General features: G+C 67.9%; 21 protein-coding genes and 1 pseudogene. 14 read left to right on the forward strand and 8 right to left on the reverse strand.

Annotated features, from left to right (window positions below; genetic code table 11):
* The first annotated feature begins 29 nt into the window (after positions 1-29).
* From AC3B5T_RS14730 to AC3B5T_RS14745, 4 genes are read left to right on the forward strand one after another with little or no spacing between them, the layout of a single operon-like run.
* Positions 30-3,002 carry an AfsR/SARP family transcriptional regulator gene (locus AC3B5T_RS14730; protein ID WP_488357633.1) on the forward strand — a complete coding sequence of 991 codons (2,973 nt, stop codon included), beginning with the start codon at positions 30-32 and terminating at the stop codon, positions 3,000-3,002.
* Between the two features lie 49 nt (positions 3,003-3,051).
* Positions 3,052-4,251: a threonine ammonia-lyase gene (ilvA, locus tag AC3B5T_RS14735; RefSeq protein WP_055474895.1), complete on the forward strand. Its 1,200-nt coding sequence runs from the start codon at positions 3,052-3,054 to the stop codon at positions 4,249-4,251.
* Positions 4,252-4,279: 28 nt separating this feature from the next.
* Entirely contained in the window at positions 4,280-4,867 is a 588-nt protein-coding gene (locus AC3B5T_RS14740; protein WP_277242699.1) for an AfsR/SARP family transcriptional regulator, read from the forward strand.
* On the forward strand, positions 4,867-7,506 hold the full coding sequence (locus AC3B5T_RS14745) for an ATP-binding protein (protein WP_488357634.1): 2,640 nt from the start codon (positions 4,867-4,869) through the stop codon (positions 7,504-7,506). The genes AC3B5T_RS14740 and AC3B5T_RS14745 overlap by 1 nt, the downstream gene beginning before the upstream one ends.
* Here the strand turns inward: AC3B5T_RS14745 and AC3B5T_RS14750 are convergent.
* The 3 genes from AC3B5T_RS14750 to AC3B5T_RS14760 all read right to left on the reverse strand — a co-directional run bounded on the left by AC3B5T_RS14750 (position 7,488) and on the right by AC3B5T_RS14760 (position 10,792).
* Positions 7,488-8,321: an ABC transporter permease gene (locus AC3B5T_RS14750; RefSeq protein ID WP_055474893.1), complete on the reverse strand. Its 834-nt coding sequence runs from the start codon at positions 8,319-8,321 to the stop codon at positions 7,488-7,490. The genes AC3B5T_RS14745 and AC3B5T_RS14750 overlap by 19 nt on opposite strands.
* Entirely contained in the window at positions 8,318-9,388 is a 1,071-nt protein-coding gene (locus AC3B5T_RS14755) for an ATP-binding cassette domain-containing protein (RefSeq protein ID WP_055474892.1), read from the reverse strand. The genes AC3B5T_RS14750 and AC3B5T_RS14755 overlap by 4 nt, the downstream gene beginning before the upstream one ends.
* Before the next feature lie 104 nt (positions 9,389-9,492).
* Positions 9,493-10,792, reverse strand: a protein-coding gene (locus AC3B5T_RS14760; protein WP_156354154.1) for an IS3 family transposase whose coding sequence is annotated in 2 segments (ribosomal slippage) — positions 9,493-10,507 and positions 10,506-10,792 — 1,302 coding nt in all. Because the reading frame shifts where the segments join, the coding sequence is not laid out codon by codon here.
* A 177-nt stretch (positions 10,793-10,969) separates the two neighbouring features.
* Between AC3B5T_RS14760 and AC3B5T_RS14765 the strand changes: the two genes are divergently transcribed.
* Entirely contained in the window at positions 10,970-11,791 is an 822-nt protein-coding gene (locus AC3B5T_RS14765) for a hypothetical protein (RefSeq protein ID WP_488357635.1), read from the forward strand.
* Positions 11,792-11,806: 15 nt separating this feature from the next.
* On the opposite strand, the gene AC3B5T_RS14770 is transcribed toward AC3B5T_RS14765, so the two are convergent.
* Positions 11,807-12,325: an SRPBCC family protein gene (locus AC3B5T_RS14770; protein WP_055474890.1), complete on the reverse strand. Its 519-nt coding sequence runs from the start codon at positions 12,323-12,325 to the stop codon at positions 11,807-11,809.
* A gap of 193 nt (positions 12,326-12,518) precedes the next feature.
* Here AC3B5T_RS14770 and AC3B5T_RS14775 point away from each other — a divergent pair, with 193 nt between their 5' ends.
* The 3 genes and pseudogenes from AC3B5T_RS14775 to AC3B5T_RS14785 all read left to right on the forward strand — a co-directional run bounded on the left by AC3B5T_RS14775 (position 12,519) and on the right by AC3B5T_RS14785 (position 14,938).
* Positions 12,519-13,289 (forward strand): Ltp family lipoprotein, encoded by a 771-nt coding sequence (locus AC3B5T_RS14775; protein ID WP_084817203.1) that lies wholly within the window; start codon positions 12,519-12,521, stop codon positions 13,287-13,289.
* A gap of 162 nt (positions 13,290-13,451) precedes the next feature.
* Positions 13,452-14,387, forward strand: a pseudogene (locus AC3B5T_RS14780) (hypothetical protein).
* A gap of 182 nt (positions 14,388-14,569) precedes the next feature.
* A complete protein-coding gene (locus AC3B5T_RS14785) occupies positions 14,570-14,938 on the forward strand; it encodes an Ltp family lipoprotein (protein WP_231632647.1) in 369 nt (122 codons plus the stop codon).
* A 164-nt stretch (positions 14,939-15,102) separates the two neighbouring features.
* Here AC3B5T_RS14785 and greA read toward each other — a convergent pair whose 3' ends face one another.
* The 3 genes from greA to AC3B5T_RS14800 all read right to left on the reverse strand — a co-directional run bounded on the left by greA (position 15,103) and on the right by AC3B5T_RS14800 (position 16,990).
* Positions 15,103-15,594: a transcription elongation factor GreA gene (gene greA / locus AC3B5T_RS14790; RefSeq protein ID WP_004020945.1), complete on the reverse strand. Its 492-nt coding sequence runs from the start codon at positions 15,592-15,594 to the stop codon at positions 15,103-15,105.
* A gap of 128 nt (positions 15,595-15,722) precedes the next feature.
* Positions 15,723-16,496: a queuosine precursor transporter gene (locus AC3B5T_RS14795; protein ID WP_055474888.1), complete on the reverse strand. Its 774-nt coding sequence runs from the start codon at positions 16,494-16,496 to the stop codon at positions 15,723-15,725.
* Positions 16,493-16,990 carry a DUF4307 domain-containing protein gene (locus AC3B5T_RS14800; protein WP_055474887.1) on the reverse strand — a complete coding sequence of 166 codons (498 nt, stop codon included), beginning with the start codon at positions 16,988-16,990 and terminating at the stop codon, positions 16,493-16,495. Before AC3B5T_RS14800 ends, AC3B5T_RS14795 begins: the two co-directional genes overlap by 4 nt.
* Before the next feature lie 48 nt (positions 16,991-17,038).
* Here AC3B5T_RS14800 and mca point away from each other — a divergent pair, with 48 nt between their 5' ends.
* Genes mca through AC3B5T_RS14815 form a run of 3 tightly spaced genes read left to right on the forward strand, consistent with a single transcriptional unit; the run spans position 17,039 to position 18,787 of the window.
* A complete protein-coding gene (gene mca / locus AC3B5T_RS14805; protein ID WP_055474886.1) occupies positions 17,039-17,935 on the forward strand; it encodes a mycothiol conjugate amidase Mca in 897 nt (298 codons plus the stop codon).
* Positions 17,935-18,264 (forward strand): hypothetical protein, encoded by a 330-nt coding sequence (locus tag AC3B5T_RS14810; protein WP_055474885.1) that lies wholly within the window; start codon positions 17,935-17,937, stop codon positions 18,262-18,264. Before mca ends, AC3B5T_RS14810 begins: the two co-directional genes overlap by 1 nt.
* 22 nt (positions 18,265-18,286) lie before the next feature.
* Entirely contained in the window at positions 18,287-18,787 is a 501-nt protein-coding gene (locus AC3B5T_RS14815) for a TspO/MBR family protein (protein ID WP_488357636.1), read from the forward strand.
* Here AC3B5T_RS14815 and rocD read toward each other — a convergent pair.
* A complete protein-coding gene (rocD, locus tag AC3B5T_RS14820) occupies positions 18,770-20,032 on the reverse strand; it encodes an ornithine--oxo-acid transaminase (RefSeq protein WP_488357637.1) in 1,263 nt (420 codons plus the stop codon). The genes AC3B5T_RS14815 and rocD overlap by 18 nt on opposite strands.
* Before the next feature lie 97 nt (positions 20,033-20,129).
* On the opposite strand from rocD, the gene AC3B5T_RS14825 reads away from it, so the two are divergent.
* The 3 genes from AC3B5T_RS14825 to AC3B5T_RS14835 all read left to right on the forward strand — a co-directional run bounded on the left by AC3B5T_RS14825 (position 20,130) and on the right by AC3B5T_RS14835 (position 23,565).
* Entirely contained in the window at positions 20,130-20,576 is a 447-nt protein-coding gene (locus tag AC3B5T_RS14825; protein WP_014926152.1) for an Lrp/AsnC family transcriptional regulator, read from the forward strand.
* 250 nt (positions 20,577-20,826) lie between these two features.
* Positions 20,827-21,915, forward strand: a complete 1,089-nt coding sequence (locus tag AC3B5T_RS14830) for a 3-deoxy-7-phosphoheptulonate synthase (protein ID WP_010841814.1) — start codon at positions 20,827-20,829, stop codon at positions 21,913-21,915.
* 261 nt (positions 21,916-22,176) lie between these two features.
* On the forward strand, positions 22,177-23,565 hold the full coding sequence (locus tag AC3B5T_RS14835; RefSeq protein ID WP_488357638.1) for an IS1380 family transposase: 1,389 nt from the start codon (positions 22,177-22,179) through the stop codon (positions 23,563-23,565).
* The last annotated feature ends 188 nt before the right edge of the window (positions 23,566-23,753 follow it).

Here is a 23,753-nt window from a genome sequence, read left to right on the forward strand (position 1 = left end):
TGGTGGTGCGCGAAAGCGAAGACGGGCACGTGTGGCCCGCAGTCGAGGTCGGCCTGCTGGGTGCGCTGTGGTTGCGGGTCGACGGTGTCGAGGTCGCGGTTCCCGGGGAACGACGACGCGCCCTGCTCGCGCTGTTGACCGTCGCCGGCCGGCACGGCATGGGTATCGGGCGGCTCGTCGACGCGCTGTGGGGCGACGACCTGCCGCGGGAACCGATTGCCGCACTGCACAATCTGGTGTCCCGGCTGCGACGCCATCTCGGCCGACACGCCGATCTGTTGGAACGACGCCCCGACGGCTACCGGCTCCGGGTGTCCGTCGTCGACGTGACGATCGTGCGCGACCTGCTCGCATCCGCCGCCGACACTCCCGATCCCGCCGAGCGTCTCCGTCTGACCGTCCGGGCCCGCGAACTCTGGCGCGGCGAGCCGCTCGGCGAGTTCGCCGGCATCCCCGACCTGGACACCGAACGCGTTGCGTTGGAGGACCTCCACAACCGGCTCGCCGACACCCACGTCGAAGCGCTGGTGGAGTGCCGCGACCCGAGCGCGACCGCGACGGCGAGGGCCGGTGTCGCGTCCGCGCCGTTACGCGAGAGTTCGGCACGACTGCTCATCCGCGCACTCGCCGCCGACGGGCGGGTCGGCGACGCGATGGCGGTCGCGATGGAGTTCCGCGACCGGTTGCGCGAGCGGACGGGTCTCGATCCGAGTCCGGCCCTCGCGTCGCTCGAGCAGCGGGTGGCGGCGGGCTCCGAATACGGTCAGGCCGAGACGAATCCGGGACCCGGCGTGACCTCGCGGCGTCGACCTGCTCCGCCGGCCGGGCCTCTGGTGGGGCGGGAGCGAGAACGCGCCGAGATCATCCGGCTGTTGTCGGCGCATCGGGTCGTGACCCTGACCGGTACGGGCGGCGTCGGCAAGACCAGTCTCGCGCTCGACGTCGCCGCCGACCCCGCGGTGTTCCCCGGGCACGCCGTTGTCGTCGTCAACCTCACCGCGGTCGCGCGAGCCGACCGCGTCCTCCCGTCGGTGGTGTCCACCCTGGGTCTCGAGGTCGGGGTGGGTGCTTCCGTGGACGCGATCGCGCGCGCCGTCGACGGGTCGCTCCTGCTCGTCCTCGACAACTGCGAACATGTGTTGTCGTCCTGCCGCGAATTGGTCGCGGCGATCGTCGAACTGGCTCCCGCGGTACGGATCCTGGCCACCTCCCGAGTCGTGCTCTCACTCTCCGCCGAGTACGTCCTGCGTCTGCAGCCCTTGACCTTTCCCACTCGCATCGACGACGTCGACGCGGTCGCCCGGCAGCCTGCGGTGCGCGCGTTCGTCGAGCACGCGCTGCGACGCAATCCGGCCTTCGCGGTGTCGAGCCGTGAGCTCGCGGATCTCGTCGACGTCGTGCGCCGTGTCGACGGGCTCCCGCTCGGCATCGAGCTGGCGGCGCGTCAGGCCGCCGTGATGCCGATGTCGGCCGTGGCCCGAATGCTCGATGGTGCACTCGATCTCGCGACGGGAACCGGAGCCGACGACCAGCGGCGGCTGACGCTCCGCAGCAGCATCGACATGTCGTTCCGACGGCTGAGCGTGGTCGATCAAGCCGTACTCGCCGCTCTCGCACCGTTTCCCGGCGGTGTGTCGCTGCGCACGTTCGAATCCGTCGCACTGAGCGTCGAAGCGGAGGTCGTCGGCGCAGCGGGCATCGGCACGCGAGGTGACGGCGGGCTCGACCCGGTGGAGACCCTGCACCGTCTGATCGACAGCTCGTTGCTCGTCGCCGACGCGTCGGGCGGCAGATACCGTCTCCTGCATCTCATCCGCACCCATCTGCTCGATCACCTCGACCGTGCGGGCGTGCTCGCCGCGGCCGAGGACCGGTTCCTCGACGAATGCATCGCAACGGTACGGGACATCGGCGACGAGTGGCTCGGCGTCGCGGAGTTCGAGGCGAATGAACGTCTCCATGGCGAGATGGACAACCTGCGGTCGGCGCGGGACCTGGCCCTGGCGCGCGGACGCGTCGACGTACTCGTGGCGATCACGACCTCGCTGTCGCTGATCAGCACATGGCGCAACCTCACCGAATTGTGGACGTGGGCCATCGAACCGGCGCGTTCGGCGTGGCTCGACGGTCATCCCGATCGCGCCGAGATGCTGTCCGCGGCGGCCGAGGCCGCGCGGCTCGTCGGCGAGTTCGACCTCGCCGTCGACTTCGCGACCGCTGCCCTACGTCCCGATGCCACCGGGACGCCTCCGAATCCGGATGAGCCCGCGTTGGTCGGTGCACGGGCGGCCAGGGCGGCGGTCGCGCACTTCCGCGGCGACTTCGCGGTGGCGGTACGGGAATGGACCCGCTGCGGCACCCACCCGTCCCTGGGGTCGGCGTTCCTCGCGTCTGCGGCGCTCGCGGCGTCGTACTCCGGGGACTCGAGCGGGGCTGCCCGGCTGTTGGCCGAGGCCCGGTCGACGCTGGACCCGTCGGCGGGGCCGTCGCAGCACGCCTTCCTCGACTACGTCCACGGCGAGCTGCTGTCCGCGCACGACCCGTCCAGCGCGCTCGCGCTCTACGAACGCGCCCACGAACGGGCCGCCGGCGTCGGGGCGACGTTCATCGTCGGGGTCGCTCGTGTCGGCGGGGCGGCGTGTCTCGTCCGCGTCGGCGACGTACCGCGTGCAGCCGAGGCCTACGTCGTCCTGCTCGGGGCATGGCGCGACAGCGGTCAGCCGACGCAGCTGTGGACCACGGCTCGCGACGCTGCCGCACTACTGCGCGCCCGGGGCCGGATCGACGTGGCCGACCTGCTCGTCGAGTGTGCCGACCTCGACCCCGCCGCGGCCTTCGACACACGCAGAGGTGACGCGGAGCGTGCGGTCGGGGACCTGCTGCACGCCGACAACACGGTGCACGCCGACACCGCAGCCGTGCTCGACCGGGCGATCCGCGAACTCCGGGAGATCGGGGAGTCGACGTCACCGGACGATCGCGGAAGCTCGGCGGCGCGATGACGTCTCCTCGGGTGGTTCCTGCCGGCCGGGAATGGCCGATACTGGTCGCATGCTGCTGACTGCCGACGACGTCGACCGCGCCACCGACGAGCTCGCGTCCGTGATACGGCGGACCCCGACGATCGCGTCGCGGGTGGTGTCCGAGCGCAGCGGTGCGCAGGTGTGGCTCAAGTGCGAGAACCTGCAGCGCACCGGATCTTTCAAGCCACGCGGCGCGTACCTGCGCATCTCGCGGTTGTCGGCGGGGGAACGTGCGCGTGGGGTCGTCGCGGCCAGTGCGGGCAATCATGCGCAGGGAGTCGCTTGGGCGGCATCGGAACTGGGGATCGCCTCACGGGTCTACATGCCGGTCGGGGCCGCGCTGCCGAAGATCGCCGCGACGAAAGCCTATGGCGCAGAGGTGGTGCTCGCCGGATCAACGGTCGACGAGGCGCTCGTCGAGGCGCAGCGTCATGCCGAGACGACGGGCGCGGCTCTGATCCACCCGTTCGATCATCTCGACATCGTTGCCGGACAGTCGACGGTCGGCGTCGAGATCCTGGAGCAGATCCCGTACGTGTCAACGATTCTCGTGCCGCTCGGCGGCGGGGGGCTGCTCGCCGGCGTCGCCGCGGCGGCGCGTCTGCGACGACCGGAGGTCGAGGTGATCGGCGTGCAGGCGGCGCAGGCCGCGGCCTGGCCGACGTCGCTCGCCGAGGAGCGGCCGACACCGGTCGCGGCGATGAACACCATGGCCGACGGCATCGCCGTCGCGACACCCGGGAAGGTCCCGTTCGCGCACGTCTCCGAGTTCGTCGACCGGATCGTCACGGTCAGCGAGGAAGAGTTGAGCACCGCGCTGCTGCTCATGCTGGAGCGGGCGAAGCTGGTGGTCGAGCCTGCCGGGGCCGCGGCGGTGGCGGCGGCGGTGAGCGGTCGGCTCGCACTGTCCGGGACCGTGTGCGTCGTGTTGTCCGGCGGCAACATCGACCCGCTGCTGCTGCGCCACGTGACGACACACGGCCTGACCGCCGCCGGACGATTCCTGACCGTGACCGCGACCGTCTCCGACCGGCCCGGTGGACTGGTCGCACTGCTGGAACTGCTCCGCGACCTCGGCGCGAGTGTGCTCGACGTCGTCCATTCCCGTGTCGCCGACGACCTGTATCTCGGCGAGGTGCAGGTGACCGTCAGCGTCGAGACCCGCGGACACGACCACCAGCACGACGTCCGGCGGGCCCTCGCCGACGCGGGGTTCCTGCGGGACTGAGGGCGAACGTCGGCGCTAACCTGTCTGGGTGGCTGCCGACGGACCCGCCCTGATCGGTGTGCTGGGCCCGATCGCGGTCGGCGCGTGCCCGGTGGGCGCCGAGAGCCCCGATCGGCTCGTCGCGGTGCCGGGGCTGCGGGCCCGACGCCTGCTCGTGTCGCTCGCTCTCGCCGACGGGCGCGTGATCTCGGCGGATCGCCTCATCGACCACGTCTGGGCCGCCGATCCGCCGCGTTCGCCCCACAGTGCGCTGCACACCCAGGTGTCCCGGCTGCGCAAGCTCCTGCCCGAGGGGGTTCTGGAGGGCACCGAGAACGGTTATCGACTGCGCAACAGCCGCACCGACCTCGACGTGGTCGACACGCTGCTCGCCGAAGGCGACCGGGATGCCCACGACCGGGCCCGGCAGTGGTGGCGCGGCGTGCCCGGAGACGATCTCGGGGACGGGTCCCCGGCGACGGCGACACTGTCCGCACGCATTCGACGCACCCAGGACGCGCTCGACGGTGCGCAACTGACGGCCGCGCTCGCCGAAGGGACTTCGCGACCGCGCGATCCATCGCCGAACAGCGCTGCGCGCGAGACCCGTTCGACGAGTCGGCACACACCGCCCTGATGCGGGCGCTCGCCGGGGAAGGCCGCGCCGCCGACGCGCTCGTGGTGTTCGACCGGCTCCGACGGCGACTGTCGACCGAGCTGGGGACGGACCCGGGTGCCGAGATGGCGCGGGTCCACGCCGAGATCCTCACCGCGACATCACCACCTGAGATCAGCGCGCCACGGCCGGTGCGTGCCGTCGGATTGCGCTCGCCCACCACCGAACTCATCGGACGCGGTGCCGACCTCGACGCCGTGGCGAGCATGCTCGACACCGGGCGCGTGGTGACCGTGCTCGGTCCCGGCGGCGTCGGCACGACGCGGATCGCGACCGAGATCGGCCATCGGCTGCATGCGGCGGGCGCCCCGGTCTACTTCGTGTCGCTCGCCTCGGTGCGGTCCGGCGAGGACGTGATCCCGGCGATCGCCGCGACGCTCGGGGTCGGCGAATCCGATCTCTCCGCAACCGGCCGTCCCCGCATGACCCCCGGAGACCTGACCGCACGTCTCGAGGACGCGCTGCGCGAGCGGGCGTCGGTGGTGATCCTCGACAACTGCGAGCAGATCATCGGCACGTGCGCCCGGATCGTCGCCGAACTCACCGCGGCCGTGCCCGGCGTCCGCGTGCTGTCCACCAGCCGAACGCCGCTGGCCATCGTCGGCGAGCAGGTGCATCAGCTGCCCGTACTGGCGGCGGCGGACGCGGATTCACCGGCGGTGCACTTGTTCCGGACGCGCGCGCGAGCTGTGTGTCCCGACGCGGAGCTGCCCCCGGAGCGCGTCGTCGAGCTGTGCCGCCACCTCGACGGACTGCCGCTGGCCATCGAGCTGGCGGCGGCCCGGATCCGGACGATGACGGTCGAGGAGATCACCGCCCGCCTGGGGGAGAAGTTCGCGCTCCTGCGGTCCGCCGACCGCACCACGCCGGACCGCCATCGCACCCTCTACGCGGTGATCGAGTGGAGCTGGGAACTGCTCGACGACGCCGGCCGGGCAGCGCTGGTGCAGCTGTGCCGCTTTCCCGGTGGGTTCGGCCGATCGGCTGCCCGTGCGGTGACCGGGGCCGCCGGGACGGTTCTCGACGACACCCTCGAGAGTCTGACCAACCAGTCGCTCCTGTCGGTCGTGGAGACCGACGGTTCGGCCCGTTTTCGCATGCTGGAGATGGTTCGTGAGTTCGGCGAGACCCGGATGGACGCCGACCTGGCGGCCCGGGTCGAGTCGCGGATGCGTGGCTGGGCAATCGAATTCGTCTCTCGGATGCGCGACCTGGCCGAGAACGGCGACCACCCCGCGGGTGCCGGTGGCATGGCGCGCGAAGCCGACAACCTGACGTGGATTCTCCGGTCGGCCTGTGAGTCCGCGGCCGCGGCGCCGACCGACGGCGTCGTCGCGGTGCTCACGACGCTGTACCCGGCACTGGCGTATCACTGGACGGTTCGTGGTCTGCACGGGGAGACGCGCGCGTGGGGCGCGCGGGTCCTGATGGCGTTACCGCGCCCACCCGCGGCGCCCGACGACGCCCTGCGCGAGAACTGGCAGGTGACCGCCATCGTCGGTGCAGTGCACGGCATGATGACGGGCGAACTCCGAGTGCAGGCCACCGCCCGGTTCCTCTTGCGCTCGCTCCATCGTGCCCACCTCACATTCCACCGGGCGAGCGAGTTCCTGTCGGCCGTGGCGCTGGCCTCGACGTCGACGGGCGCGTACCGGATCATCTGCGAGGCGGCTGAGACCGCGGTCGACGACGAGGTCCGGGCACTGGCTCTGACGCTACGGTCACATCTCCGAGAGAATCGCGGGCTGGTCGGTACGGCACTCCGGGACTCGACGGCTTCCGGCCGATGGCTCGCGGGCAGCCGCTACGCCTCGTGGTTCCAGGGCATGCGGCAGTCGAGCACGGGCGGTCTGTACGGACAGCAGGGCAGGTATTCCGAAGCCGCGGCGACCTATCGAGCCGGAATCGACTTGCTGGCACCACTGGGCGCCGTCGAGGACGTCCGCCAGATCAGGACCATGCTGGTCCTCACCTTGCTCGCCGGCGACTTCCCGGACGACGCGCGTCGCGAACTCGACGTGATCACCGACGACTGGGACCTCGAGGCCGAGGACCCACAGGGCAATCCGGAGGTGATCGGGCCCGCTCTGCTGGGTGTTGCCGAACTCGCCTTCGCCGACGGCGCGTCGAATCCGGAGGTGGCCGCGGGTTTTCTGCGCGCCGCACGGGTCATGCTGCGGGAACACCCCTTCGGTGTCGCCGACCCCGCGGTGCTCATGGTGATGTCCGCCGCCGTCGCGGGCCTCGTCCGCAGCGGAGATGTCGATGCCGCCTGGGAGCTGGTTCCGCAGATGGTGAAGGGACTCGACGACATGACGTTCGGTCCGGGATGGCAGGACCTGCCGCAGGCGGGCACGGTGGCATCGGCCTTCACCGTGCTGTGGAACGCCCGCCGCCCCACGGATTCCGTCGGCCGACGCCTCGTCGAGTTGGCGGTGAGTCTGCCCGGACGACGAGACTGCCCGTCGCTGGACTGGGCGTGGCGCTGGACGCAGGAGCAGGCCGGAAAGGACGGGGTGGCGCGACACCCTGCGGTGCCGCGCCACGTGGCCGTCGATGAGCTGCAGCGACTACTGCACGATCAGGCGTTTCGCATATAGGCCCGCACGGCGAGGGGTGCGAACACGGCGGTGATCACCGCGGCGCCGATCAGGGCCCACACGACGTGGATTCCGGCGTGACCGGAGTTCGTCAGTTCGCGGACCGCCGTGACGAGATGGCTGACCGGGTTGACGTTCACGAAGCCCTGCAGCCAACCGGGCATGGTGTCGACCGGGACGAAGGCATTCGACATGAAGGTCAGGGGGAACATGATCATCATCGAGATGCCCTGCACGGCTGATGCTTTGCTCATGAGGCAGCCCATGAGTGCGAAGATCCACGAGACCGCGAAGCTGCACACGATGATGAGTGCGGCCGAGGCGATCACGCCGAGAACATCGGGGCGCCAGCCCATCAGCACGCCCATCACGACGGTCAGTACGGTGGCGATGGAGTAGCGGATGACGTCGGCGAGCAGGGCGCCGGCGAGTGGGCTGATCCGGGCGATCGGTAGCGAACGGAACCGGTCGAAGACGCCCTTGTCCATGTCCTCGCGCAACTGGGTGCCGGTGACGATGGAGGTCATGATCACGGTCTGCACGAGGATGCCCGGAATGATCACTGGGAGATAGGCTTCCACGTTGCCACTGATCGCGCCGCCGAAGATGTAGGTGAACATCAGCGTGAAGATGATCGGCTGGAAGGTGACGTCGAAGAGCTGTTCGGGGTTGTGCCGGATCTTGAGCACACCGCGGTAGGCCATGCTGAAGGACTGCCGGAACGACTCGGCAAGGCTGATGGAGGTCTTCACCTGCGCGCGTGTGGCGCGGGTCGTGATCGAGGTCGACGGGGGACTGTCGAGGGTCGTGGTCATGAACGGGCCTCCTGGGTGGTGTCGGAAGAATCTGTGTCGGATGGCCGGTGCCCGGGTGCGCCGGTGTCGGCGTCCGATTCCGCGGGCCTACCGGTGATGGTGAGGAACACCTCGTCGAGGCTCGGCTTCTGCACGGTGATCTCTTCGACGCCGATCCCGTTCTCGCGCAGTGCGATCAGGACGTCGGGCACCAGCTCGGCCGAACTCAGCGGCACGGTCGTCCGCGCGGCCTGCGGACTCAACGTGGCCTTCTGCCCGAGGATCGACTCGGCGATCTCGCACACGCGGGGTGCGTCGGCACGGTCGGCCGCGACGAGCTGGAGTGTGCTGGCGCCGATCGAGTGCTTGAGTTCGTCAGCCGTGCCATCGGCGATGACGCGGCCGTGATCGATGACGGCGATCCGGTCGGCCAGCTGATCGGCCTCGTCGAGGTACTGGGTGGTGAGCAGGACTGTCGATCCGCCGGCGACGAGACGGCGGATCGTGTCCCACATCTGGGCGCGGGTTCGCGGGTCGAGGCCGGTCGTCGGTTCGTCGAGGAACAGCAGCGGCGGGGTGTCGATCAGGCTGGCCGCGAGGTCGAGGCGCCGGCGCATACCGCCGGAGAAGTTCTTCAGCGGTCGGGCCGCGGCGTCGGTGAGGGCGAATTCTTCCAGCAACTCGTCGGCCCGCGAGCGGGCCCCGGTCCGCGAGAAGCCGAGCAGGCGGGCGAAGAGCACCAGGTTCTGGGTGGCGGTGAGGTCCTCGTCGACGGAGGCGTATTGACCGGTGACGCCGACGAGCGAGCGCACGGCGACCGCGTCGTCGACGACGTCGTAGCCGAACACGCGCGCCTCTCCGGCGTCCGGCCGCAGCAGGGTCGCCAGCATGCTGACGGTGGTCGTCTTTCCCGCACCGTTGGGGCCGAGGACGCCGTACACCGATCCGGTCGGCACGGCGAGGTCGACGCCGTTGACCGCGCGGGTCGAACCGAAGTGTTTGACGAGGCCGCGAGCGTCGATCGCGAGGTCGGTGCGGAGGGACCGGGCCGACCCGACGTCGGGCCGGGGAGTGGTTGTCGTTGTCATGCCGACAACTGTGGCGCCGTAGCCTGTCGTCGGGCTTGCGTCGGCTTACGTGGCGCTGTCGTTGGGGCGAAGTGTCCCGCAGAACGCTCCGGAGGGACGTTGAATCACCCTAGGTTCTGTGCCGCCTCCAATGTGGGCTGGTCCTCGGGGCCGAGGCCAGCGTAGTGAAGCGTTTCGAGCTCGGTCGGGGGGATCTGGCCGATACTCGAGTGCAGCCTGCTGTTGTTGTACCAGTCGACCCAACCAGCGGTCGCGAACTCGACGTCGGAGACTGTCTTGTACGGACCGGAGTGGAAGATCGTGGTCCGGATGCACTCGGTCTTGTACAAGCCGTTCACCGACTCGGCCAGCGCGTTGTCGTAGGCGTCCCCGACCGTTCCGATCGACGCGGCGATGTCTTCGAGTCGCAGACGTTCAGTCAGTGTAACCGATGTGTACTGACTTCCGGCATCTGAATGGTGAATCAGCTCAGCAGCTTTCACCGGATGCCCTTCCCGCTTGCGCTGCCACAGCGCCATCCGAAGCGGGACCGTCACCAGCTCGACTGTCTTCGATGTCGATGCGTGCCACGCCACGATTCGACGGGAGAACACGTCGATGATGAACACCACGTACACCCACCCGGCCCATGTCCGGCAGTAGGTGAAATCGGTCACCCAGACCCGGTTGGGTTCGGCGGCACTGAACTGTCGGTTCAGCAAATCCTCCGCGCGTACACCGTCAGCGGAGCGGACGGTCGTGCGGACCCCTTTGGATCTTCGAATTCCGTTGTGGCCTAGCATTTTCATTGCTCGATCAACAGCGCCGTAGGACACCCCAGGCAGTGTTGTGCGGTGCAGATGGGCGCGCATCTTCACCCGCCCGTAGAGGCCCTCGGGAGTCATCTTCCGTCGGCCGTCGTCATCGGTGCGCCAGACGACATTGCGCACCGCATCGACGACGTGAGCGTCGGAGACGGTACGAGCAGCAGGCATTCGTGTTCGCCATGCCCGGTAGGTTCGTGCGGCAACCATGCAGCCCTGCTCACGCAGGACCCGGCAGATCGACTCGACCGCAAAACCGTTGCTGCGCATCTGATCTATGAACGCCACGATCATCGGTTGCGGGGGTCGAGTTCCCCGCGAAGAAAGTTGTCGCCGCCTTCAGAATGGCAACGTCTTCTCGCAACTGCTTGTTCTCCGCCTTGAGACGCTTGATCTCGGCGGACTCCTTCGAGGTGGTCCCGGAGCGGGCGCCGGCATCGACCTGCGCCTGCACTGCCCACCTACGTACCGTCTCCCCGCCGACACCGACCTGCTTAGCGATCGCTTCGGCAGCGGCAGTCAACGACGTGTACTCGCCGCCGTGGGCCTCCAGCAACCGCAGAGCCCTCGAACGGACCTCTGGATCGATCTTTTTAGGCATGAGCTCATCCTTCCTGACTCAGAAGGAAGCGGCATCAAACCAGGGGTGATTCACGTCGCCGCCAACGGGCGACCGGCGTGGATTCGACGCGGCTGACACGAGGAGTTCTGTGGATGAGCGTCTGTGCTGTGGATTCTCGGTGCGGCTGCGATAGCGGGACGGATTACGTTGCCCGCTATGGGACGACGCACACACTCCGCCGAGGCGGCCTGGACACCACGGATTGCTCACCGCGTCCGTCACGAGCTCATGGATGACCTTCATGAGCAACGACGGAAGGCCTACCGGCGGCTGGACGAACTCGAGGCCGAAGCGAGTCTGCTGGCCGAAGATCTCAACGATGCGGACGATGGCTCGCTGCATCTCGATCCGGACGAGTACACCGACAGGGAGGCCGCACTCGAGGAGGCGGACCGACTCCTCAGGCTCATCAACTGGTGGTCTTCGTCCCTCGCGGTGACGGTGTTGCATCTCGCCGACGCGCCGGTGCACTGGGTCACTGCCCCGGCAGTAGAGCTGATCACAGGCGTGCGGAACGAGGAAGCCACCGCCGGGGATGGCGGTGTGGACACCCGCGTCCTACCAACATTGGGTAGCGCCGGTCTCGCCTTGTTCGAGAGGTCCGCCGGACGCCATCGTCCATCGAAGAGATGTCCGGGTCTCGACAATCGCGACGTCGGGATCGACGGCTTGTGCTGGTGGCGAGCAACACTCGGTGGGGAGAACTCGCCGCCCGTCGTGGACATGATCACGCTGCATGTGCTGACCCGCGACCGGAAGCTCTGCCGCTCTGCAGAGGTCGACGGGCGACGCCCGGCGGTCGTCGACGTGGATGCATTCACCGTGGCGGTCGAGCCTGCGTGGACGGGGAGCGCACAAGCGTCTCCATCGGTTCGCGTGCTGATGCGTCTCGCCGATGACCTGGTCCGGGGCACGCTGACTGCCTCGCCTATGCCGACGACGGGTCGAACTTCGGCGGCCGTCGCGGTGGTTGCCTGACAACCGGCCGGTGACTCACTTCGCAGGTTCGAGGTTCGCGAAATGCTTGAGGGTGTCGGCCTCGATGGTCTTGTAGACCGTCGACGACGCGGGACCGGAGAACGCGGTGACCACACGGGACGAGGTGGGCAACTCGAGCGCGAAGGTCCACTTGAGTCGGCAACCCATGTCGGCGGGCAAGATCTCCGTGGCCTCGCCGAAGCGTCGGATGCCGGGGACGTTCGCCCTCAGGACCCGGAAACCGTTGCGGTAGTGACCGTTCGCCGGGTCCTCGGTCCAGTCGAAGAAGTCCTCGTCGAGGGTCACGTAGCCGGGACCGAGGACCGCGCGGCGTTGCGTTCCCACACCGTACGGCGGCGGTGAGACGAACTCGATCTTCTTGATCGCGCGGCACCAGTCCAGCGTGTGCTGACGGGTGAACTCGGCCCACGCGCGCTCCGGCGCGACCGGCAGACGCACGTCGATGACGTGCCGCACCGGCGCATCGTCGAAGAAGTCGAGATCGAAGGACTCCAGCTCATGGGAACGTGCCATGGGTCACATTGAAGCACGGGCGTATGACCGGCGCGTCGGGCGTGCCTCGGTCCCGACGGTGCACGGTGATGCGGCTGGAGGTTCGTCCGTTCGGATGACACTGTGCGGCAACGGTTCTGTCGGACCCCGGTGCGACAGTGCGTGCAGATGCGGGACCGCTTCCCAGGTGCCGCACGGTAGATGAGGACATACGATGACCGACCCCCAGAACCAGAATCCCGACCCCAACGCGGGTCAGCAGCCGCCGTACGGCCAGCCGTATCAAGGGCAGCAGTACGGACAGCCGCCGCAACCCGGGGCTCCGCAACCCGGGGCTCCGCAGTACGGCGCTCCGCAGTACGGCGCTCCGCAGTACGGTGCTCCGCCGCAATCCGGGGCTCCGCAACCCGGGGCTCCGCAGTACGGCGCTCCGCCGCAGCCATACCCGAGCCCACCTGCGAAGAAGAAAAAGAAGTGGCCTTGGATCCTGGGGGCTCTCGTGGTCCTGCTGATCATCATTCTTGCCGCCACCTCCGGCGGAGGGGCGGAGGACACGGACACCACGGCTGATTCGGGTGTTTCGTCCGCCCCTCAGAAACCCACTGCGGCAGAAGATTCCGTGACTGACGAGGCCTCGACGCCGGCACAGGCTACGGAGCCGCAGCCACCCGCTGAGCAGGACCTGTCCTCTGAGCAGAAGAACGCCGTGTCGAAGGCGGAAGACTATCTGTCCCTGTCCGGATTCTCGAAGTCCGGCTTGATCAAGCAACTGGAGTTCGAGGGTTTCTCGAACGCGGATGCCACGGTGGCGGTGGACAAACTGGAGTCTGACGGAGACGTGAACTGGAATGAGCAGGCGGCCAAGAAGGCCGGCGAGTACCAAGCCGTGACACCCATGTCACGCCAGGGACTCGTCCAGCAGTTGGAGTTTGAAGGTTTCACGCCCGAACAGGCTGCATACGGGGCCGACAACGCTGATTCCTGAAGGTCAGGTCGACCGACACGGCGTGAGTCGTCGCAACCGGTGAACGTCAACTCGACTCCTGGACTTCGATCGAAGTCCAGGAGTCGAGTCGAGGTTCGCCGGTCGTGGGGTAAGCGACCCTCGCAAGCGGATCCGATATCGGCCCTGGTGCGTCCTAAAGTCATGACCTCTTTTCCCACCGACAGACACGGGCTAATTCGCCGCACGGCAACGCTGCGACTCGGCATCAACGACGACGCTGTGACAGCCGCCGTACGGCGCGGCGAACTGATTCGTCTTGCCCCGGGGGTCTGCGCACTGGCGGCCGACGAGGCGTCCGCCGAGGACCCGGGTGACCGTCTGTACCGACTGAGATCGATCGCGGTCGCGACGTCTGTTCGAGACTGTGACGCGTCGATCCTGAGTCACGACTCGGCGGCAGCCGTTCACCAGCTGCCGCTGCTGCACCCGGAACGCGAGGTCGTGCATCTGACGAAGAAGTCGAAGGTGGGCGGGTTCGGGCACGGGTTACGGATCGTCCATGCCGGGCCGGTGGCGCCCGACGAGGTGGTCGACATCGGCGGAATCAGGGTCACGTCTCGTGAGCGAACCGCCGTAGATGTTGCGATGTCCGGTGACTTCGCCCAAGCGCTGGCCGTGTTCGATCGCGCGCTAGCGTCCGGCGCCGACATCGCCACGATGACCCGTATCCTCGCGTCGCGGAACCGTTGGCGCGGTGCGGGGACCGCGCGTCGTGCCCTTGCGCATGCGGACGGTGCGTCGGAGAGTGTCGGGGAGTCGTGGAGCCGGGCGCAGATGATCGAGGCCGGGTTGCCGACTCCGCGACTGCAGCACACGTTCCAGACGGACGCCGGAGACGCGCGGACCGACTTCGACTGGGACGGAACACTTGTCGGTGAGTTCGACGGACTACAGAAGTACGGCCGACTGTTGCGCCAGGGTGAGAGCCCGCGCGATGCACTCATCCGGGAGTAGCGTCGGGAGGATGCGCTGCGCGCACAGGGGATCATGGTGATCCGATGGACGTGGGGAACGCTCGAGCGCGGCGGGCTCGCCAATCTGCTCCGGCCGTGGTTGGACAAACTGACCGCGGCTTGACCGATGAACCCCAACTCGACTCCTGGACTTCGATCGAAGTCCAGGAGTCGAGTCGAGGTTCGCCGGTCGGAGCACGACCGTCGTTGGCACGCCGTGTGTGGCCCCGTCTGATTGCCGGCGTGGTCGCGGTGTGCGGAATTGCGTTGGGAGTCAGTACGATCGGCATTCAAAGTGGCGTCGCTGTGACCGCTACCGGTTCGAGCCAGGTGTTCGAGCAGTCACCGACGACCGGGACTCCCGGTGCAGAGTCACTCGCGACCTGGGAGCAGACGAGCGCAGTGGCGAAGGCGAAGGAGTACCTCTCGATCATGGCGTTCTCGAGAGCGGGTCTGATCGATCAGCTGGAGTACGAAGGGTTCTCGACGGCCGACGCGACGTACGCCGTGACCGAGGTCGAGGCTCAGGGCGCCGTCGACTGGAACGAACAGGCGGCGCAGAAGGCCCGCGACTATCGTTCGATGACGGCGTTCTCGCGGCAGGGCTTGAGCGAACAGCTCGAGTATGAGGGCATCACGTCCACGCAGGCGACGTATGGGGTCGACCACGCGTAGGGCACGACCGATGAACCCCAACTCGACTCCTGGACTTCGATCGAAGTCCAGGAGTCGAGTTGAGGTTCGCCGGTCGCGCGACCGGCGGTAGCTCACGGACGAGAACCCCCGAAAACACGAAACCCGGGACGGTCATACCGTCCCGGGTTGTGTTCGTCGTCCGATCAGCCGTGGTAGGGCTCCGCGCTGACCAGGGTCACCTTGATGGTGGCACCGCTGGGCACGGAGTACTCGCGGGTCTCGCCGACCTTGGCGTCGATGAGGGCGGCACCGAGCGGGGAGCTCGGGGAGTAGGTTTCCAGGCCGCCCTGGCCGCTCTCCTCGCGGGTGGCGATGAGGAACGTCTCGGTGTCCTTCTCGTCACCGTCGTAGTAGACGGTCACGACGGAACCGGGCAGTGCGACGCCGGACTGGGTCGGCGCCTCGCCGACCTTCGCGTTGTTCAGCAGTTCCTGCAGCTGGCGGATACGCGCTTCCTGCTGGCCCTGCTCCTCGCGAGCGGCGTGGTAGCCACCGTTCTCCTTGAGGTCGCCTTCTTCGCGACGCTCGTTGATCTCGGCGGCGATGACCGGACGGTTGGCGATCAACGAATCGAGCTCGCTCTTGAGGCGGTCATGCGACTCTTGGGTCAGCCAGGTCACCTGGGTGTCGGTCATCGGTCACTCCTTTGTGTTGTCCGCGCCCCGGGCGACCGTTTACACCAGGGGCATATGGACTGCTGAAAATGCAGCAACACGACCCCTCGCGGAGCCGTGTATCCGTTCAGGGTACCAGGTGGTGAGACCTATGGCACATCGGTACTACCGCGCGACAGCGCGCCGAGAGCGTCCTGATACGTCGGTTCCATCCGTTTCAGCCATCCCACAACGAAATACGTCACAGGCATGAGGATGACCTCGACGAGTGTCTTCCACACGAACCCGACGATCGTGTAATTGATGAAATCTCCCCAGGTCGAGATACCCAGGGCGGTGGCGGCGATCGAACAGAAGACGATGGTGTCGGCCAACTGGCCGACAATCGTCGAACCCAGCAGGCGCGCCCAGAGGCGATTTTCCCCGGCGCGTTCCTTCATTTTCACCAGGACGAAGGAATTGAGGAATTCGCCCACGACGTAACCGGCCAATCCGGCGAGCAGGAATTGTGGGACGACCCCGGCAACCGTCTCGAAAGCCGCCTGGCCTTCGTAGAATTCGGCGGCCGGCAGGTGAATGGTCAACCAGAAACACAACGACGCGAGAATCAGGACCGCGAACCCGGCGAGGATCGTCCGGCGCATGGCACGGAACCCGTAGACCTCGCTGATCACGTCGCCCAGGACGTACGCGAGCGGGAACAGGAAGAAGGCGCCGTCGGTCACCAGGCCGTCCATCTGGATCGGCCCGAGATCGACCTGCAGCCATTCGTCGAACAGCACGACGCCCTTGGTGCCGGTGACGTTGCTGATGAGCATGACGCCGACGAAGACGGCGACCAGAAGGGGGAAGTAGCGGCTGCCGATGGAGGCGAAGGCGGCGCGCGGCGACGGCAGCTCGCTGCCGGTGGACGCGGCGGTCACGAGGCCGACGGCTTCAGGTAGGCCGGCACGTCAAGGGTGCACCCGAAGACCTCGCCGATGACCGGTGGTTTCGACGTCGTGACCTCGGTGCGGACGCCGATCCGTTCTGCGGAGTCCGCGGGGATCAGGATCTCGCGACGCCCGGTCTCGCCGCCGTCGCGGGAGCGGCCGCGCACCACACAGGCAGCCGCCCGGCTCGGATCGGAACGCTCGACGGTGAACTGCACCGCGACGGTCGAGCCGTCGATGATCTCGTAGCCGGTGGCCTCACCGGTCACGTCCGCCGACGAGAACTTGCTGTAGCCGATGACGGCGAGGGTCACGCCGGCCGCGACGACCAGGATCGACAGGGCGATGAACCAGCGACGACGCCCAGAGGCGGTCTCCGAACGCTCCGGATAGGTGGCGCGCGGACCGCTGTGCGGTCGCAAGGTGTCGGGTGTCGCGCGCGGCGCGTCACCGGCGTCTGCGGCGCCCCCATCCGAACTGTTCACGCGTCAATACCTACCATGGGAGGAGTAGCGATCCGAAGGTGAGGAACTGTGACCGAATCCCACGTCGGCGACCCCAAGTCGGGTGTGTTCCGGCTGATGGCGGTGCACGCGCACCCAGACGACGAGTCGAGCAAGGGTGCCGCCACGACCGCGAAGTATGCGGCCGAGGGCAACGAAGTGCTCGTCGTCACACTCACCGGCGGTGAGCGTGGCGACATCCTGAATCCGGCGATGGACCGCCCGGGCATCAAAGAGCGGATGACCGAGGTCCGTCGCGAGGAGATGGCCAAGGCCGCCGAGGCGCTCGGCGTCCGACAGACATGGCTCGGCTTCGTCGACTCGGGCCTCCCCGAGGGCGACCCGCTCCCGCCTGTTCCGGAGGGTTCCTTCGCCTCGGTGCCGCTCGACGAGGCCACCGAGGCCTTGGTGCGCGTGGTCCGCGAGTTCCGCCCGCACGTGATCGTCACCTACGACGAGCACGGCGGATATCCGCATCCCGATCACATCCGCTGCCATGAGGTGTCGGTCGCGGCGTACGAGCAGTCCGGCGATCCGGACGCGTTCCCGGACGCCGGCGAACCGTGGACGGTGTCGAAGCTCTACTACACCCACGGGTTCATCCGGGACCGGATGGTCCTGTTCTCCGACGAGTTCGCGCGGCACGGCCAGGAGAGTCCGTTCGCCGAGTGGCTCAGCAAGTGGGACCCGAGCCGTGGCGATCTGATGGGACGTGTGACGACCCAGGTCGAGTGCTCCAAGTACTTCCCGCAGCGTGACGACGCGCTGCGCGCCCACGCCACGCAGATCGATCCGAACGGGGTGTTCTTCGCGGTGCCGCTGGAGTGGCAACAACGCCTGTGGCCGACGGAGGAGTTCGAGCTCGCCCGGACCCGGGTCAAGACCGCGTTGCCGGAGACCGATCTCTTCGCCGGGATCGAGGCGTGATGGGCACCAGCACAGTCGTGAACGACACCCTGATGGTCCTGGCGCAGGAACCCCAGGGGCCGGAGTTCGGCAAGGCCTCACCGCTGGGTCTGCTGGTCATCTTGCTGCTGCTCGTCGGCACCGCGTTCCTCATCTGGTCGATGAACCGGCAGCTCAAGAAGCTGCCCGCATCCTTCGACACCGAGCACCCCGAAGCCGATCAGGCCTTCGACGAGGGCACCGACTCGCCCGGTCCGGCCGAGTCGACGACTGCGACATCGGACTCGCCCGGGACGCCGGATGCCACGAGCGCCGCCGGCACCGACGAACGGCGGCCCGCCGACACCTGAGTCAGGGCGTAAGAGTGGAGTCATGCGCATCTCCACTCTGTTCGGGACGTCACTCGCGACCGCAGCCGCGGCCGCCATCGGCAGTCTGGTGACCAAACCGGCGGTCGAGAGCTGGTATCCGAAGCTGACGAAACCGTCGTTCGTGCCGCCCGACTGGGCCTTCCCGGTCGCGTGGACCGCGCTGTACGCCGACATCGCCGTGACGTCCGCCGCCACTTTGGACGACCTGGACGAGAAGGGCGATCACGACCTACGACAGAGGTATCTCGCGGCGCTCGGTGCCAACCTCGTGCTGAACACCGGATGGAGCTGGATCTACTTCGGCCGGGGCGCACTCGGAACCGCGTCGTTCGCGGCGGCGGCGCTCACCGTGAGCAGTGCCGATCTCGCGCGGCGTACCGCACAGAACAACCCGGCGGCAGGTGCCGCGCTGGCGCCTTACCCGGCGTGGTGCGCGTTCGCCACCGTGCTCTCGACGAGCACCTGGTGGCTCAATCGGGGGCGGTCAGTGACGATCTCGTAGGGTCGCGGCGAATCGTTCCATTGCCCAGTCGATCTCGGATTCGGTGACGACGAGCGGCGGCGCGAGCCGCAGTGTCGAGTCGTGGGTGTCCTTTGCCAGCACCCCGCGCTCGGAGAGCCGTCGGCAGAAGTCCTTGCCGGTGCCCAGCGCGGGATCGAGGTCGATGCCCGCCCAGAGTCCGCGGCCACGCACAGCGACCACACCGTTCCCGACATGGTCACCCAGGCGTGCGTGCAGGTATTCACCCAGGTCGGCCGCCCGGCGCTGCCATGTCCCGTCGGACAGCATGTCGACGACGGTGTGGCCGACGGCCGCAGCGAGTGGATTGCCGCCGAAGGTCGATCCGTGTTCACCGGGGTGCAGGACGCCGAGGACGTGACGGTCGGCCACCACCGCCGAAACGGGCAGCAAGCCGCCGCCCAGCGCCTTCCCCAGCAGGTAGACGTCGGGTTCGACACCCCAGTGCTCCACCGCGAAGGTCCGCCCCGTGCGGCCGAGGCCGGACTGGATCTCATCGGCGATGAGCAGGGCGTTGCGCTCGGTGCAGAGGGCTCGCGCGGCGGGCAGATAGTCGTCGGGAGGTACGACGACGCCGGCCTCGCCCTGGATGGGTTCGAGGAGGACACCCACGGTGTTCTCGTCGATCGCGGCGTCGAGCGCGGCCACGTCGCCGAACGGCACGCGCACGAATCCCGGTGTGTACGGCCCGAATCCGGTGTACGCCGCGGGATCGTCGCTGAACGAGACGATGGTCGTGGTGCGTCCGTGGAAGTTCCCGGTGGCCACGACGATCGTGGCGCGGCCGTCGGGTACGCCCTTGACGTCGTAACCCCATTTGCGGGCGACCTTGATCCCGGACTCCACCGCTTCGGCGCCGGTGTTCATCGGCAGGACCATCTCCTTGCCGCACAGGGAAGCCAGTGCGGCGCAGAAGGGTTCGAGACGATCGGACCGGAAGGCGCGGCTGGTGAGCGTGACCCGCGCGAGCTGATCGAGGGCGGCGGCGACGATGCGGGGATGGCGGTGACCGAAGTTGACCGCCGAATACGCGCCGAGGCAGTCGAGGTGACGGCGACCGTCGACATCGGTGATCCACGCTCCCTCAGCCGTGGCCGCGATCACCGGCAGGGGCGAATAGTTGTGTGCCACATGGGGTTCGAGCGAATCTGCGGTAGATGTGTCGTCCGCGGCACCGGACGGGCCGACGCGGCCGGGTGTGTAGGCAGCAGGGCTCGTCATCGTCATGGATCGAGCGTATCGTCGGGTACTGCTGCAAACAATCGACGTATCTTGCGCATTCGCGCAACAGATCGTCGAACAGGTCCGGAAGGGGAGGCTTCTGTTGCGATCACTGGACGATCTCGACGAGCAGGTACTCGCATGTCTCACCCGGGATGCCCGCGCCACTTACCAGCAGATGGGCGAACAGGTGGGGCTGTCGGCTCCCGCGGTCAAACGACGCGTCGACCGCCTGGTCGCCGACGGCGTCATCCGGGGATTCACCGCCGTCGTCGATCCCCGGGCGATGCAGTGGACCACCGAGGCCTACGTCCTGGTCTACTGCCGCGGCAACATCTCGCCCGAACAACTCGAGGCCGCATGGGAGCCCATCCCCGAAGTCGTGAGCGCCGCGACCGTCACCGGTCAGGCCGACGCCATCCTGCGCGTCATGGCCCGTGACGTGCGGCACCTCGAGCAGGCTCTCGAACGCATCCGGCGCGCGGGCCCGGTCGATCGATCGGAGTCGATCCTCGTGCTCAGCGAGCTGATCGACCGGGGACACCCGTGAAGATCGGGTGGCGAAACCCCTGTGCTACTGTGGTCGCCGTGATCAGCACCGTGCGCGCGTATTGGCGCTTTATCGAGGCTCCGGGTGGGGCCACGATGACGCGTTGAACTGACGCACGCACGACACACCCGGAGCCCAGAGCAGCGACCAGACGGTCGCTGCTCTTGTCATTTGAGCGGGGCTCCGACCACACCCAGGGCATGCCTCGCCGCAACACCGACAACGGGCATGACCTCGAAAGGCACACGACGTGACCACCTTGCCGGACCTCCCGATCCGATCCGACGACAACGCCGAATCGACATCCGACCGCCGGATCCGGGCATTCCGTCCGATCCCCTCGCCCGACACCGTCCGCAGCGAACTGCCACTGTCGGCACGACGAGCCGTCGCCGTGCAACGCGACCGGGACGAGATCGCCGACATCCTCGCCGGACGTGACGACCGCCTGCTCGTCATCGTCGGCCCCTGTTCGGTCCACGACCCGATCGCGGCCATCGACTACGCCCGCCGCCTCGCGCCGCTGGCCGATGCCTACGCCGAGCGTCTCAAGATCGTCATGCGCGTCTACTTCGAGAAGCCGCGCACGACGGTCGGGTGGAAGGGTCTGATCAACGACCCCGGGATGGACAACACCTTCGACGTCGAGCGCGGTCTGCGCACCGCCCGGTCGCTGCTGCTCGACATCATCGACCTCGGTCTGCCCGTCGGCTGCGAGTTCCTCGAGCCGACGAGCCCGCAGTACATCGCCGACGCGGTCGCGTGGGGTGCCATCGGTGCCCGCACCACCGAGTCCCAGGTCCACCGTCAGCTGGCGTCCGGTCTGTCCATGCCGATCGGGTTCAAGAACGGCACCGACGGCAACGTCCAGGTCGCCATCGACGGCGTGAAAGCTGCTGCGGCCGAACACGTCTTCTTCGGAGTCGACGACTTCGGCAACGGCGCCGTGGTGGAGACCGCGGGCAACGAGGACTGCCACATCATCCTGCGCGGGGGAACGCGCGGCCCCAACTTCGACGCGGAGTCGGTGTCGGCGGCGGCCGAGGCGCTCGCCGCGGCAGGGCTGCCGGCCCGGGTCATGATCGACTGCTCGCACGCCAACTCGGGCAAGGACCACGTCCGTCAGGCCGAGGTCGCCACCGAGATCGCCACCCGCCTCCGGGCGGCCCGCGAGGCCGGTGAGCCCTCGACCGTCAGCGGCGTCATGCTGGAGAGCTTCCTCGAGCCCGGCGCGCAGTCGACCGAGGCCACCCCGCTGGTGTACGGCAAGTCCGTCACCGACAAGTGCATGGGCTGGGAGGCCAGCGCTCAGGTCCTGGCGGCGCTCGCGCGGGGCTGATCCTTCGAGTCTTGTCGACCTCGACGCGCTCCGGCGTCGCTTGCTCGGCCCGGCGGCTGGCGCTCCTCGCACCTCGGTGTCTGCGGGGGCGGCCGTCGTAGACCACGAAAGAACCCCGCGCGGGTGCCAGTGGCCGAATTCTGCTCCCTGAGCCTGGATCCGTGGATGAGTTTGGGGTGTCGATGACAAGAAAATGCCCTTTGAGCTGGGATGATTGGTGGTGTTGAGACAACAAAACAATCCAGTCAAAAGGCACTTTCAGTGAAAGTATCGCATAAGTTCACTACCGAGTCCGCTGTCTTCGATGACGACAATCTGGTGTCGCATGCCGGGCTAGTACCGGTGATGCGACTGGCCCACTCGACGGGGTTGGCCTCCCAGCTGGCTGAGCGAGTCGATTTGGGCACCACCCAAGTCGCCTCTGCCGGGGCCAACCTGGACGCGAAGCTGTTGACCGTCATCGCCGGATTCTGTTGCGGCGCCGACAGTATCGACGACCTCAACCTCGTCCGCGCCGGTGGGCACACCCGCCTGTTCGACCGCGTGTACGCCCCGGCCACGATCGGACAGACCCTGCGCGAGTTCACCACCGGTCATGTGCGACAACTCAACGCCGTGATGACCCGGACCTTACCGGCGATGTGCGCGCGGGCAGGGTTGTTACCCACCGACGGCGCCCGAGTGTTTGTCGATATCGACTCGCTGCTGCGCCCGGTCTACGGCTATCAGAAACAGGGCGGCTCCTACGGCCACGCCAAGATCGCCGGACGTGAACTCCTGCGCCGGGGCCTGTCGCCATTGATCGCCACCGTCTGCGCGCCCGGGCATCCACCTGTGATCGCCAACGCGTGGCTGCGCGCCGGGCGCGCCGCCTCCGGTGCCGGGGCAGCAAAAATGATCGCCGAAACCATCACCACCGCACGCCGCGCCGGAGCCGCCGGCGAGATCACGGTGCGCGGGGATTCGGCCTACGGCTCGGCCGAGGTGATGGCGACCTGCGAGCGTGCGGGAGCCACGTTCTCGCTGGTCCTGCGGACCAACACCGCGATCGCCCGCGCGATCACGGCCATCAAAGACGATGCCTGGACACCGGTGCACTATCCCGGCGCGGTCACCGACCCCGACACCGGCGAACTGATCTCTGATGCCGAAGTCGCCGAAACCACCTACACCGTGAAACCCCAGTCGCCTCACCCGATCACCGCCCGACTCATCGTGCGCCGCGTCAAAGCCCACCACCCCGCCAACACCGACACCCTGATGCCCGCCTGGCGGTACCACGCATTTTTCACCAACACCACCGACGACACCGTCACCGCCGACATCAACCACCGCGGCCACGCCATCATCGAAACCGTGTTCGCCGACCTCATCGACGGACCACTGGCACATCTGCCCTCCGGAGTGTTCGGTGCCAACGCAGCCTGGCTGGCCCTGGCCGCCATCAGCCACAACCTCCTGCGCGCCCTCGCCGCGCTCAGCGCGGCACCGGCACTGCGCGCCGCACGCGGGGCGACGCTGCGCCGAACACTCATCGCCGTGCCCGCCCGACTGGCCCGACCAGCACGAACACCCGTCCTGCACCTACCCCGCCACTGGCCAGCACAACACGCCTTCACCGCGTTGTGGACCGCAGTGAACACCACCTGACACCCAAACTCCACACTGCCCAACCACGACCAGGAACCCCAGTGAAAAAGCTGACACAAGGTCAGCGAATACCCGACGCCCACACCACAATCAGACACTCAGCCATCACCAACCACACCCCCGGATAACCATCCACGGATCCAGGCTGAGGTGCGAGCGAGCGAGCCACGAAGGGTATGGCGACGTCC

It is taken from the genome of Gordonia sp. G4 (assembly GCF_057770005.1).

Coding starts and splice junctions, on each gene's coding strand:
- ilvA (WP_055474895.1), top strand. CDS start 3,052: ATGCTGCTGACTGCCGACGACGTCGACCGCGCCACCGACGAGCTCGCG.
- AC3B5T_RS14745 (WP_488357634.1), top strand. CDS start 4,867: ATGCGGGCGCTCGCCGGGGAAGGCCGCGCCGCCGACGCGCTCGTGGTG.
- AC3B5T_RS14750 (WP_055474893.1), bottom strand. CDS start 8,321: ATGACCACGACCCTCGACAGTCCCCCGTCGACCTCGATCACGACCCGC.
- AC3B5T_RS14755 (WP_055474892.1), bottom strand. CDS start 9,388: ATGACAACGACAACCACTCCCCGGCCCGACGTCGGGTCGGCCCGGTCC.
- AC3B5T_RS14765 (WP_488357635.1), top strand. CDS start 10,970: ATGGGACGACGCACACACTCCGCCGAGGCGGCCTGGACACCACGGATT.
- AC3B5T_RS14770 (WP_055474890.1), bottom strand. CDS start 12,325: ATGGCACGTTCCCATGAGCTGGAGTCCTTCGATCTCGACTTCTTCGAC.
- AC3B5T_RS14775 (WP_084817203.1), top strand. CDS start 12,519: ATGACCGACCCCCAGAACCAGAATCCCGACCCCAACGCGGGTCAGCAG.
- greA (WP_004020945.1), bottom strand. CDS start 15,594: ATGACCGACACCCAGGTGACCTGGCTGACCCAAGAGTCGCATGACCGC.
- AC3B5T_RS14810 (WP_055474885.1), top strand. CDS start 17,935: ATGGGCACCAGCACAGTCGTGAACGACACCCTGATGGTCCTGGCGCAG.
- AC3B5T_RS14815 (WP_488357636.1), top strand. CDS start 18,287: ATGCGCATCTCCACTCTGTTCGGGACGTCACTCGCGACCGCAGCCGCG.
- rocD (WP_488357637.1), bottom strand. CDS start 20,032: ATGACGATGACGAGCCCTGCTGCCTACACACCCGGCCGCGTCGGCCCG.